At 59.1% G+C, this 12,265-nt stretch carries 14 protein-coding genes; 3 read left to right on the forward strand and 11 right to left on the reverse strand.

What is annotated here, in order from left to right; all coding sequences use genetic code 11:
• Window positions 1-2 precede the first annotated feature (2 nt).
• Both BGRAMDRAFT_RS04130 and BGRAMDRAFT_RS04135 read left to right on the forward strand, forming a co-directional pair.
• Window positions 3-755, forward strand: coding sequence for an SDR family oxidoreductase (locus BGRAMDRAFT_RS04130; RefSeq protein WP_006047405.1), 753 nt, complete (start codon window positions 3-5; stop codon window positions 753-755).
• A gap of 145 nt (window positions 756-900) precedes the next feature.
• Window positions 901-1,203, forward strand: coding sequence for an EthD family reductase (locus BGRAMDRAFT_RS04135; RefSeq protein ID WP_006047406.1), 303 nt, complete (start codon window positions 901-903; stop codon window positions 1,201-1,203).
• Window positions 1,204-1,248: 45 nt separating this feature from the next.
• On the opposite strand, the gene BGRAMDRAFT_RS04140 is transcribed toward BGRAMDRAFT_RS04135, so the two are convergent.
• From BGRAMDRAFT_RS04140 to BGRAMDRAFT_RS04190, 11 genes are all read right to left on the reverse strand, one after another.
• Window positions 1,249-1,719, reverse strand: coding sequence for a TMEM175 family protein (locus BGRAMDRAFT_RS04140; protein ID WP_006047407.1), 471 nt, complete (start codon window positions 1,717-1,719; stop codon window positions 1,249-1,251).
• 193 nt (window positions 1,720-1,912) lie between these two features.
• Window positions 1,913-3,460: a hypothetical protein gene (locus tag BGRAMDRAFT_RS04145; protein WP_006047408.1), complete on the reverse strand. Its 1,548-nt coding sequence runs from the start codon at window positions 3,458-3,460 to the stop codon at window positions 1,913-1,915.
• Between the two features lie 221 nt (window positions 3,461-3,681).
• A complete protein-coding gene (locus tag BGRAMDRAFT_RS04150) occupies window positions 3,682-3,894 on the reverse strand; it encodes a hypothetical protein (RefSeq protein WP_006047409.1) in 213 nt (70 codons plus the stop codon).
• 65 nt (window positions 3,895-3,959) lie between these two features.
• A complete protein-coding gene (locus BGRAMDRAFT_RS04155; protein WP_006047410.1) occupies window positions 3,960-4,394 on the reverse strand; it encodes a hypothetical protein in 435 nt (144 codons plus the stop codon).
• Window positions 4,395-4,736: 342 nt separating this feature from the next.
• The gene (locus BGRAMDRAFT_RS04160) at window positions 4,737-5,363 is read right to left on the reverse strand and encodes a tyrosine-type recombinase/integrase (protein ID WP_006047411.1); all 627 of its coding nucleotides are present in this window, start codon (window positions 5,361-5,363) and stop codon (window positions 4,737-4,739) included.
• A gap of 225 nt (window positions 5,364-5,588) precedes the next feature.
• Window positions 5,589-6,368: a hypothetical protein gene (locus BGRAMDRAFT_RS04165; RefSeq protein ID WP_006047412.1), complete on the reverse strand. Its 780-nt coding sequence runs from the start codon at window positions 6,366-6,368 to the stop codon at window positions 5,589-5,591.
• A gap of 603 nt (window positions 6,369-6,971) precedes the next feature.
• The gene (locus tag BGRAMDRAFT_RS04170; protein ID WP_006047414.1) at window positions 6,972-7,820 is read right to left on the reverse strand and encodes an SDR family oxidoreductase; all 849 of its coding nucleotides are present in this window, start codon (window positions 7,818-7,820) and stop codon (window positions 6,972-6,974) included.
• A 143-nt stretch (window positions 7,821-7,963) separates the two neighbouring features.
• Window positions 7,964-8,422 (reverse strand): MarR family winged helix-turn-helix transcriptional regulator, encoded by a 459-nt coding sequence (locus tag BGRAMDRAFT_RS04175; RefSeq protein WP_006047415.1) that lies wholly within the window; start codon window positions 8,420-8,422, stop codon window positions 7,964-7,966.
• Between the two features lie 51 nt (window positions 8,423-8,473).
• A complete protein-coding gene (locus tag BGRAMDRAFT_RS04180) occupies window positions 8,474-9,355 on the reverse strand; it encodes an NmrA family NAD(P)-binding protein (protein ID WP_006047416.1) in 882 nt (293 codons plus the stop codon).
• Window positions 9,356-9,507: 152 nt separating this feature from the next.
• Window positions 9,508-9,996, reverse strand: coding sequence for a glutathione S-transferase family protein (locus BGRAMDRAFT_RS04185; protein ID WP_006047417.1), 489 nt, complete (start codon window positions 9,994-9,996; stop codon window positions 9,508-9,510).
• Between the two features lie 166 nt (window positions 9,997-10,162).
• On the reverse strand, window positions 10,163-10,804 hold the full coding sequence (locus BGRAMDRAFT_RS04190) for an HD domain-containing protein (protein WP_006047418.1): 642 nt from the start codon (window positions 10,802-10,804) through the stop codon (window positions 10,163-10,165).
• Window positions 10,805-10,935: 131 nt separating this feature from the next.
• Between BGRAMDRAFT_RS04190 and BGRAMDRAFT_RS04195 the strand changes: the two genes are divergently transcribed.
• Entirely contained in the window at window positions 10,936-11,973 is a 1,038-nt protein-coding gene (locus tag BGRAMDRAFT_RS04195; RefSeq protein ID WP_006047419.1) for a GlxA family transcriptional regulator, read from the forward strand.
• The last annotated feature ends 292 nt before the right edge of the window (window positions 11,974-12,265 follow it).

Here is a 12,265-nt window from a genome sequence, read left to right on the forward strand (position 1 = left end):
CCATGAACAGTTCCACCTTTCCTCTCGCCGGCAAGCGCGCGCTTGTGACCGGTGCAGCACGTGGCATCGGCGCGGCCATCGCACTGAAGCTGGCCGAAGACGGCGCCGACGTCGCGATCACCTATGAGAAATCGGCCGCAAAGGCCGAGGCGCTCGCCGCTGAAATCCGCGCCCTGGGCCGCACGGCCGTCGCCATCCAGGCCGATGCCGGCAGCCCGGACGCCACGCAGACCGCGGTCGAACAGGCCGTCGCCGATCTTGGCGGGTTGGACATCCTGGTGAACAACGCTGGTGTCCTCATCGCCGGCCCCTTCTCCGAGCAGTCGCTGGAGGAGATGAATCTGCAGTTGAACGTCAATGTGCGCGGCGTCTTCGTGGCGACCCAGGCTGCGCTGAAGCACCTCCCAAACGGCGGCCGCATCATCACTATCGGCAGCAACGCAGGCCTGTCTGTCCCGTTTCCTGGCATAGCCGTCTATTCGGCCACCAAATCGGCGATGGAGAGCTTCACCCGCGGTCTTGCGCGTGAAGTGGGCCCTCGTGACATCACCGTCAATCTGGTGCGCCCCGGCCCGATCGACACCGACATGAATCCCGCCGACGGCCCGCTCGCGCCTTCCATTCTTCCGAACCTGGGAATTGCCCGCTATGGCAAGACCTGGGAGGTTGCCGAGGCAGTCGCCTTCCTTGCCGGACCTGGTGCCGCTTATGTGACCGGTTCCGGCATTCTCGTCGATGGCGGCATCAGCGCCTGAGTGGATGTCCTGAGAGGACAACTGACCTCCCTGGGCGTTGCACCCACGGCAAAATCTATCAGAGCGTCCAGAAAAGCCCTCCCCCTACAACGATGGCGGGCCGGGCGACGTTGCCCTTATGACGGTAATGGAGAGAGAAAGGCATATGACAAAGATGATCGTGGTCTGCACCGGCGACGCCAACACGAAGTTCGATCGGGATTACTACGCGAATGATCACTTCAACCTGGCGCGCTCATGCTGGGAAGAGTACGGGATGCAATCTGCGGAGGCGTTTTTTCCTTACGCTGAAGCCGATGGCTGGAAATCCATTGGCGTCTACACCTTTTCCTCGGAACAAGGCGTCCATGACGCGCTGGCGAGCCCTAAAACACAGCAAGTCATGGACGATGTGAAGAACTTCACCGACGCGCAAGTCGTGTTGCGCAGTCTGTTCATGGCGTTCTGAGCGGCATCGCAGCGTCAATGTTTTTGGACTCACCTCGCGCAATAGCTACTTGTTCAATTTCTCAGCCTCGCTCGGCTCCTCTCTGGGCTTGTAGCGCGGCGTGGGCTGTGGCAGCAGAAAGAAGGCGACGCACAGCAGTGCAATGGCCACTCCGATGCGCGACGCCGCGATGACGACGGGAATTGCAGCGATCTGGAGCAGCGTCGCGACGCCGTAGCGACGTGTCATCTGCTGGAGGAAATCGGGCGCGAGCCGTTCGTCCATCAGCCGGCGGCCTGGCATTGCGTAGAACCACTTCGCCATCCACGTGCAGGCGGTCAGGGCAAGGCCGGCAACAAGGGTCACTGACGCGGCGGACTCGAAACCCGTGCCGAGGTGGAAGCACCAGACGCGGATTGGATAAGGAATGACGACGATCGCCAGCAGGAACAGGAGGTTGATCACGCCGAACCAGTGATCACTCTTGGCGTAAATGCGACCCGAATAATGGTGTTGCAGCCAGTACGCCCCAATCACGACGTAGCATCGTCCGGGCAATACCAAACTTCATGAAGGTAGCCTAACGCCCTCGTCATCCAATACCGTCCTTCCGGCCATTTCTTTCGGTTCGCGAATTGTTGACGATTTTACGCGAGGCGTCGAGTGGCTGTTCATCGCCGATGACCGGCTAATGCGGCATGCATATTTCCCGGCGCGCGAATGAGCCGCCTTACTTCGACGCGTTCAGCAAGATCATTCGATGAACGCGGGAAAGCGCCTGCTGCCATTCGGCGCTATTGCGCGCGGCGTCGCCCTTGTCAATGAGCGGCTCGAGCAACGAGAGCAGCTCCGTTGAACGGGATGTCTCTTCCGGTGTGGCGAGGTCGGAAGTCAGCACGCCTCGCTCGTACTTCAAATGACGTGTGCTCCGGTCTGAAGTCTGACGCAGCGAGGCGTGTGCCAGCGCGCCACGTTCCATCGCCAGCTGGACGGCGCTTTCGCCGGAGTCGTCTATCCGCACATAATCGTAGTTCTGCGAGGATCTTAGCGACGTAAGAGCCGGTTTGGCGCCGCCCTTAAGCGCCTGATGGTAGCTGGCGACCAGATGCGATCGCTGGCTTTGCGAAATCTTGCCTTCGAAGCGCGAGCCTTCGAGCTGCGTCGTTTGCGAGACCTGATACGAAAATGCGTCGATTTCGCCCGGACGCATCGGATTGGGCGACGCCGACGCGTCCGTGATCGATGCGCTAAAGTCAGCGAGTCCCGTCAACATCGCCTGAGCCGACTGCTGCAGCCCCGGGCCGTAGCCCGTTCCCGGCAGCACCTCGGCCGAAGGCGTCCCGTAGCTCTCGTTCATCTGCGCGAATCCGTCCTCGAACATCGACATCAACGTTGCGTTGCCGTGCCCGCGTGAATTGGCGTGGTCGAACTGCTGAAGATAGCTCGCCACCGAAGCAGCGCGTTGCGCGTTCGTTCCCCAAAGTGCCGAATGGCTCGTATCGACCTTCACGCTCATGGTTCCCGCCGCGCTCGTGACGCTCAGGCTGCGCGCCGCGCTGTCCTGCGAATAGCTTGCCGAGACGTCCGCATTGCCGGCGCCCGTTATGCTGTATTCAAAGCTCACGGAAGCGAGCACCGAAGTGTCGGACTGCGTCAGGCCGCTCAGGTCGAGTTTCGGTGGCACGGCGCCCAGACCGTCGATGGCCTGTTGGAAACCCTCTGAAAGCTTTGCCAGCGCATTGCGTTCGCTCTCGCTGAGCGCGCCGCTGCTCTTGATGCTGACCGAAAGGCCGCCGTCCTCGCTGCCCAGCGCGATTTCGACCGTCACGCCGCTCGCCGTTCGCACCGTCAAACCGATCTGGCCGGCGGGTTGTTGAGAAGACCGTCCAATGCCGCCCACGCCTGCGGACCCAACGCTGACGGTTTGCGAATAATCGCTGCCCGTGGTCCTGAAGCGATCGAGCAGCGCGCTGCCGAGCCCGGCGAAGCGTCCCGCCATCGTCTGCGCGGCGTAGTTCCCTGCCATCCTGAGCGTTACCGCGTCGCGGTTGTCGCTGGCCCAGCTCACCGTCGGCATGGCGGCGCTCAGCGTGCCTTCCGGCGTATAGGTTTCGAGCACCGTGATGCTGCTCGCGGAAGGGATCGTGACGATGGCCGACGGCGAGAGCGCCACCATGCGTCGCGCATCGCCGTCAACCGCCACCGCGGGATTCACGGAATCGGAGCGGGGGGTGGGGACAAGGGGCGCGGCAAGGTTCAGGGACGATAGCGTGGTCATGGCTCAATGCGTTCTTGTTGTTCGCGAGGGAGCGTGGCGCTCAGCTCTGGACAGCGCCATCATCTGCTTATCGTCAATGCTTTCGAATACTTTAGTAAGAACGTGACAGATACGAGCACCCCTCTAGCGTCCAGATAGCCGACATTCAGTCTGCATCGTCAGCGATTCAGCCCTGTTGTCGAACGGCCGTTCCTGGCCGCACTGCGTCCTACGAACGAGCCCTAGAGCGCCTCTGCGCGCTTTCCGCCGACATGCAGGGCGATCACGCCGACCGCCATGGCGACAAGGGCGCGCGAGAACCAGATCCTAAACGGGGTCGGCAGATCGAATACGTCGAATGCTTGAATCAGGCTATAAAGTCCAAAACAGATCGACGCGATGCCCAGCGCGAGCAGGAAGACGACAAGCATCTCGGGCGCTGACCGACGACTCACATCATTTACCTCCTCTGGAGCCTTTGCTGTCGCAGATGGCTCGTGACGCGGCTTGCAAACCGGCCTCATATACTTAGCTTCCGCAACTGCGGGCCGCGACTGATAGGGGAACCGCTCGTGTCATCCGTACGCTTGCCGACTTGAACAAACTGTGCCATGAGGCACAGCACAAAGCAGAGAATCATGACGCACCGGACCGTCGAGAAGAATGCACTCTTCCCTGGCACGACGATGTTCACAACGGCTACCCTGTTGTGGGCGACGACGCCTTGTGCGACGGTGGATCGTGAACTCGGCCCCTCCAGAGCAGCGGGAATGCCCTGGATGAAACGAGTGATGGCAAGCGCACCGACGAATGCGCAAGCCACATGCAAATAGATCAACCAGGACGGCTGCGGATATTCCGGACTGTTGAGTACCAGGTTCAGGCATGCCACGATACCGGCACACGGTGCGCTCAAGGCGAACGCCAGCAGCCATGATTTGAATCGCTGGGTCATGAGTTTCAATGAAGGGACGCTCGACTTTAATATCGGCAAACAGTCGAAATTCTTGAGTGATCCACACGCTGCACGCGACGCTTCCGGCCGATGCACGACTAGTAGTTCAATCGCCGGACGTGGAACGCGCGATCAACAACGCGTGCAAATCTCGCAGCAATTTGGAGAGCGAAGTCGAGCGTCCCAAATTGGCCCGGGTTGAGGCGGTGCCCCCAGCAATTCGCTCGCCGGAAACCGGCCATTGAGCGAGGGCAAACGAGACCTTGGCTGATCAAACTGGACGTCGACCTCTACCGGCGGCTCTTGGCCGGACAGCATCCGATTGCGGCCCGGCTGGGATGCTCACACTTCGGTTTGTTCAGCCATCTCAAGCGCATCGTCGACCTCAATGCCGAGATACCGGACTGTACTTTCCAGCTTAGTATGGCCGAGCAGGAGCTGTACCGCCCGAAGATTCTTTGTGCGGCGGTAAATCAGCGATGCTTTCGTTCGGCGCATCGTATGCGTGCCGTAGGCCGTGTCATCGAGCCCGATCGCTTTTATCCAACGATGCACGATCCTCGCGTACTGACGAGTTGAAAGATGAGGTGACGCGTGAATCCGGCCAGGGAACAGAAAATCTGAGGGAGACAGCCCAGCTACCCTGATCCAGCTTTCCACGCTTTCCCGCGTTTGCTCGGTGATCTCGAATTGCACCGGCCGCTGCGTCTTCTGCTGCATGACAGTCGCGCGGGGCGCTACACGAGTGCCCATGCAAACATCGCGTACCCGCAGCTTCGTCAGGTCGCACGCTCGCAGCTTGCTGTCTATTGCCAGATTGAACATCGCCAGATCACGGGTCTTTCCGCCCAGCTGAAGACGGATTCGAATGGCCCAAATTTCCTTGAGCTTCAGCGGTGATTTTTGCCCGGTCAGCTTGCCCTTGTTCCACGGGACATGAGGCAAGCTCGTGCTGATGATCGTTTCCATGACAAACTCCTTTCAGATGAAGGGAGAGTCAGTCTGCGCCAAATCCCGATGGGCGATGCCCGACCCGTTACAGCCGCTTGTGTCTCTCGAAAGCGGCCCTTCGAGGTGCCATGTCCCCCGGTGCTAACTACATTTACCCACCTTGTTCTAGCTTAATGAACCGGACTTCGAACACGTCCTTGGTCTAGCCTGATCTCGCTAGTCGGAATGGCCCTTGTTCGGAACTCAACTATCGATGAAATCGGGTTTTGGCACGTTCGGCATGTGGTCATAGGCCCTCAGCACGACGTCGATGGCAGTCAATGTCGCGTCATTGAGGTCGTACACAGACTTGAGCCACGTGGCCGCCCTTAGATATTGTCCAGCCCCCAGCCAGTTTGATTCAAGATTTGCCCGTAGCATTTTCTTTCCAGCTTCAAAAAGATCTTCGGCATCGAATTCATGCCTCGCACGGTGAAGACAAAGCGCGTAACCGAACTCTCGCGGCTTTAGGGTTTTCGTCAGCAGTATTTTCTGTGGCCCCAACCAGCGTTCGAACATGTCAACCCCAGCCTCGAAGCCGTCGTTGTGCTCCCCTCCCTGGTAAGCAAACGCCATGTAGTCGTCGAGGCCCAGGTTGATAATTTCGTTCGTTGGCCACGGTCTCTGTTCGAATCGCCACGCGGCCTCCTCGAATACGCGCGCAGCATCCCAGTGCCCCTCTGCATTCCAGCCGGTTTCAAGCCACTCACCTGTCGCGCGCGCCCAATGAAGCTCCATGCGATGAAAGTTCGCGTCAACTCCGAATTTCTCATCGCGGCTAATCGCTGCATCAAGCCAATGATTGGCACGTGGGATCACTGGCGCGATCTGTTGTGCATAACCGACGAGCCACGCGCGTACGACCTCTCCAAGCGTGCTTGCGGCCACGTTTCCCATTGGTCGCGATTCGTCGAATTCCGTGCTTAGAGCCCGCCTCACAGCATTATCGGAGACTTCCCTCACTCGAATCGGATCAAATTTCATTTTTGTTCGTCCGCCGGATTAAATCGCCAATTGTCGACGATTCTGGTTGAAACTTCGAACGTCCGAAAGTGGCCGATCACTGCCGGCTGTTTCCGCGATTGATGCTCTCTCAACACTGACGGTGGCTTTGGCTGGACGGTTTCCCGCAACGGCAGCGGACAGACCTCAGCGTGCATCGCTTCGACTGTGTAGATTTGCATTGCACGTCGTATGCAGTCTTTAAGAACGCCGCTCTTAGGTCACTGGAAGCGAGGGCGGAGTTCCATCGTTAAGAAGTTGATGAGTTAGCCATCCTGATTTGTCTTTACACCGGGTGCTGATGTCAATCTGTGAATCAGCCGCTCGATGGAAGGGTGTCCTTCGTCGACCGCTTACTGCACGTCACCCAGTCCGCATATTCCGTCAGCGGCACGACTTGAGCAGAACACTTTCGTCGTCATGCCTGTGAACGCGCTTCATGAGCGGATCGCAGCTATCGACGGTGCACAGAACGTCGGCGACTTCGATGGCTGCGCCACAGTCCATCTACGATGACCTCAGCTTCCGAACCGGCCGCTCCGCACTGCATATCAGCCGCTGGTATGCAGTGCCTGAGCCCAGCGGCTACCCATGCCGCAAACCGTCTACATCGGTCGAATGCGCCAGTTCCTTTTGGGCCTCGAGCATGGTGAGACGCTCAGTCAGGGCTTTATGAACGAGTGCATACGCGTCACTCCCCAACGTCAGCCGCTTCGGCGCCGGCTGCTGGTCCGCCGATGCGATAATCGCCGAAGCAACCTTGCGTGGATCGCCCGGAAACATGGCGAGGCCGGCTGTCGCCGTCATGCGGCGAAATTCTCCTGCAGGCGTCTTGTCATACACGTCCAATGCCTGCGCCATGTCCGCGCTCGATGAGGCGAAACTGGTGCGCGATGCGCCAGGTTCGACCAGCGTCACTTCGATGCCAAACGGGGCGATCTCCGGCATCGTACCTTCGAAAAAGCCCTCAATGCCCCACTTGGTGGCGGCGTAGACGCCCATGGTCGGGTACGCCGCCTGGCCAACTGACGACGAAATCTGGATGATTCGACCGCCACCTTGCCGCCGCAGGTTGGGGATCGCCGCACGCGCAACCTGAATCGAACCAAGCAGATTCGTATCGAGCTGCCGCTCGATCTGCGCGTCTCCGACTTCTTCGGCGGCGCCGAACAAGGCATAGCCCGCGTTGCTTACGACGACGTCGATACGCGCCAGCTCCGAAAACGCGCGGTCGATGACCCTACGCACCGCTGAGCTGTCCGTGACATCAAGGATGCCGACCCAAAGACGTTCGCCATATTGCGCGGCAAGGTCCTCGAGAGCATTGGGTTTGCGAACCGTCGCCGCGACGCGGTCGCCGCGCTGGAGAAGGAGCTCTGCAAGCTCGCGTCCAAAACCGCTACTTGCACCTGTGATGAACCATGTCTTCGACATTAGATTGTCCTCTGTATGGTTAAGTCGTTCCCGCCGTCAGTCTGCCGCTTGCAAAGCTGACCTGCCGCAGGGCTACGTTTGAGATCGCAACGCAGGTACTGTCGATTCGAACCGCACAGTCGACGAAACAGCCAGAAAAGCGATCATTCAAGCGAAGATGCCGTCCCATTGTCGACCTTCATCTGCGCAAGACTGCGACGCAGCACGGCCACATTTTTCGGCCCGTTCAAGACGCTGAACTGATGCTGCGCCTCGCGCCAGAGCGGCGCCGCCCGTTCAAAAAGACCCGCTCCCTCCGGGGTGAGTTCGACGATTCGAATGCGACCGTCCGTGGGAGACGGCCGCATCGTCACAAAACCATCGCGCTCCAGAAAACCGATCATCTTTCCCATCGCGGTCCGTTCGATGTCGAGGCGTTCGGCCAGGGCATTGACCGAGGCGCTCCGCTGTTCATTCAAGGTCGCCAGGATAAGAAATTGCGTGATGCGAAGGCCGGATGGCTGGAGACAGGCGTCGTAAAGACGCGAGATCTGACGTGCCGCCTTCCTCACCGCAAAGCAGTTGCATTGATCGACCCCGATGGGTTGGTTTTCCGGCGGCATCTCGTTTCCTCCTCAACGTTAGTTAAATTGCCCACGCTCTTTGCGCGTTCGTCAGGCGAAAGCGCTGCGATACTTCTCAATGAAAGCTGGGACGGAAAGCGCCGGCGTGCCGGTGATCTTCTCGACGGCATCGTTAGTACCCTGAAACACCCCTTCCCGATAGTGCTGCGCGACTTCGACAAGGTGCTGCACAAGGAACGGAGGGAACTTGTACACCTGCTCCATCTGTCGCTTGAAATCTTCTATCGATGTCGGAACGTATTCGATCGCCACGCCGAGCACCTCGCTCATCGCTGCAGCGATTTCCGTATGGTTCATCTCCACCGGGCCGTGGAGAGTGTAAGTCTTGCCGCCATGGCCTGCGGGATTCGCCAGAATGTGGGCAATAACCCGTCCCTGGTCGTCGGTGCTGATTGGGGCATGGCGGCCGTTCGCAAAGGGAAAATCAATCTTCTTTCTGGCCCAGATTTCCTTCGCGAAATGCGGGTAGACGAGCCAATCCGCAAAGAAGGTGGGCCGCAGATGCGTCGTAGGCACACCCGACCAGTCGAAGACCTGCTCCGAAATCCAGTGGTCCTGTGCCGCATGGCTGGTCGACTCTCGCCGCGCCGAAATCTGCGACATGTTAACGATCGCAGTGACGCCAGCTTCCTTCGCTGCCTGCGCGAAATAGGCTGCAGCGCCAAGAATCCCAGGCGCGATCGGGTGAAGGAAGTAGGCGGAACTGACGCCCTCCATAGCCGCACGGATGTCATCGATGTCGGAGAAATCGCCGACGGCGATTTCAACGCCGCGTGCCCTCAGCGCCGCTGCCCGCTCGTCGTCCGAGCGCACGTAAGCGCGTACACGCCTGCCCATGTGGAGCAGTTCGTCGATGGCCGCACCGCCGGTACGGCCGGTTGCTCCGCTTACAAGAATGGTCGTTTCGTTCATGATCTTGATCCTTTGAAATTAAGAGCATATGCTCCTTGCAGTCAATATAGAAGCATATGCTCCTAGTTGCAAGTTCTTTTTGACGCTGATGGCTGGGCAGGCAATTTTCGGGTGGAATCGTAAGACCTTGCCGTTCTTGAATGAGAGCCGCGCTAGGACGCTGCCCTGCCACGAACGACGCCGGGCCGCGCGTTGATCCTCGTGAACCAGGCATTGAGCAACGGCAATCCAGGCCAGTCGATGTCATACCGCACTGCAAAGGCGCTCGTGTAGGCCCCGATGTCGACGAGTGTGAAGCCGTCGCCCGCCATGTATGGGGCGTCACTGAGGAATCGTTCGGCCTGAACGAGAGCCTCGAGCGAGCGGCCGGCTAAAAATCCGGCGCTGTGTTCGTCACCTTCCCGTGTCAGGGAAAAAGCGCTGCGGTTGCGTGCGATAACTTCAGTGACGAAATAGAACAGGCGCTCGAAAAACAGGCCTGCTGCCGGGCCCGAATCAGGTATTAGCCTTTTGCGAGATCGACTCGCTGCATACAGCATGATCGCGTTTGACTGGGCGAGGATGAAATCCGCCTGCGCCAGGGCAATGGCCGCTCTTCGGCTGTTGCCTGTTTGCGCTCCGTGAAGACGGACTGCTGCCACGAGCGGATCTCCCATAACGTTCAGGGCCAGCGCCTTAGTTCATAAGCGCGCCCTTCCAACATCAACTGACACCGTGGTCGAGCGCGAAAGAGAGGAGCGCAGAAACGCGCTTCGCGCGCCACATCTGTCGTGTCCCAGGCAGAGTGCGCGCTAGCGACGCGTGATGTCAGCTTTCAAACGGAGCATGATTGATCAGATCGCACACGTTCGGAATGTCGAAACCATGTACGTGGCGACGCCCGATATCGGCGATGCCAGTGCCCACAGTCGTATGGGGTTTCTTTCTCGCAACTTCAGCCAACGCTTCGGTAAACGCCGCTTTAAATCCGAGACGGGGGTAAAGCGCGAGCGTGTCATCGATGAGTGAGGGCGTGACTTCGTCCAGAAAGAGTCCAAAGACGTCGAGATGGGCGCCCATATAGACGAGAGCGATTTCTGGCTGCTTGCGGTCGGCGAGGCCGCCAGCAGAGTGAAGCGCGATTGCGTCCCATACGAGTTCGGTTTTCGATTCCGGGTAGCCATGGGCCAGCAAAAGGCGGCTGGCCGCATCGGCGCCGTCCACTTCAAAGCGTTGGTCTGCGGCAAATTCATCCGTAAGGCCCAGATCGTGAAGCAGGGACGCGAGGTACACCGCTTCGCGATCGTATTTCAGACCTCGCCTCCTGCCGAGGAATTCGGCGAACCACCATGTCCGATGCACGTGATGCATCATCGGTGTGGAATGGACCCTTTCGACGAGCGAAGCGGCTTTGGCGGCGATGTCCGAGTCCGGAGCACTAACTCCTCCGACAATCACAGGTTCACGCATGGCATGCCCTCCGGACATGTGAAGTTGCATAGCAGGTCCAGTCTAGATAGTTGGAGGACGGCGGAAATGACAGTTTCTGGGCGATTCGTGCCACAATTGCTGCCTATGCATGAACATGCGAATGCGCCTCTATGAGCAAACGGACGAAGCCGCTCGACCCGCCTGCAGGCGCAACGGCCAAGCGGGTTGTGATATTGGGCTTGCCTCCGGTGGACGCGCTCGATGTGATCGGCCCAGCGGAAGTATTCGCGTGGGCGAATCAGTTGCACGGCGGCAAAACTGCCCCCTATGCACTCGAACTGGTCTGCGCGGCTGCCGATGTGCATCTGGAGAGCGAAACAGGTATTGGGCTCATGGGGCATCGCACTCTCGAACAGGAGCGTAGTGCGAACAAACCGATCGACACGCTGCTCGTGACTGCGGGCTCCAGGACATTCGATCAGCTTGATCAGACAGCCATAGAGTGGATCCGAATGCGTTCGCAGACAGTACGGCGCGTGTGCTCGATATGTGTCGGAGCGTTTGCCCTGGCTGCTGCAGGCGTTCTGGATGGACGCAGGGCGACGACTCATTGGGGCATGGCACGGCGCCTGGCGGAGCACTATCCCAAGGTACAGGTTGATCCGGATCCGATCTGGGTGAAAGACGGCAATGTGTACACGTCGGCGGGCATATCGTCGGGAATAGACCTCGCGCTTTCCCTTGTGAGCGAAGACCTGGGAAATGACTTCGCTTTGGAGATTGCCAAAAATCTGGTCCTGTTTTTACGCCGTCCCGGAGGACAGGCGCAGTTTAGCGTCGCACTTCAGTCACAGCGTACGCATAATTCAAGTCTGGACGAATTGTGCCTCTGGATCGGCGAGCATCTGCATATGGACCTTACGGTCGAGATACTGGCAACCCGCCTGTCAACCAGCGTCAGAACGCTGATGCGCATCTTCCAGCGGGAATTGCAGACCACTCCCTCGAGATACGTCGAAGGCGTCCGGCTCGAATCGGTCTGTCGTTCGCTTGAACTCGGGGAGCGATCGATGGAAGAGATCTGTCGTCGGAGCGGATATCACAGCGTCGACGTCCTAAGGAAGGCATTTGCACGCCGCTTCGGGGTAAGCCCAAAAGATTACGCGCGGCGGTTCGCGACAAGCAGCGAGCTATCTCAGGTCGGCTAGCATTGGCCGGTTGAGCACGAAGGTGCTTAGTTCTGCGCAGAGCATACTGCGGAATCGGCGCTCGTAGCCTGCTGTATGGCCCGATCTGATAGCTACCCGAGCTTCTTCCAGGAGGATCAACCGGTCGCCAACGTGCAGGCGTTCGTCGCCTTTCTCACGTCGGCCGCATAAGCCGAGTGGATAGCCTATGCGAAGCCTCCCTTATGCGACACCCGACACGTACTCGACTATCTGGGCCGCTACACCCGACCCACCGACGCTTGGCTATCTGGTCATGCTCTAGAAATTCGTC

This window comes from Paraburkholderia graminis C4D1M (assembly GCF_000172415.1).
Classification (GTDB): domain Bacteria; phylum Pseudomonadota; class Gammaproteobacteria; order Burkholderiales; family Burkholderiaceae; genus Paraburkholderia; species Paraburkholderia graminis.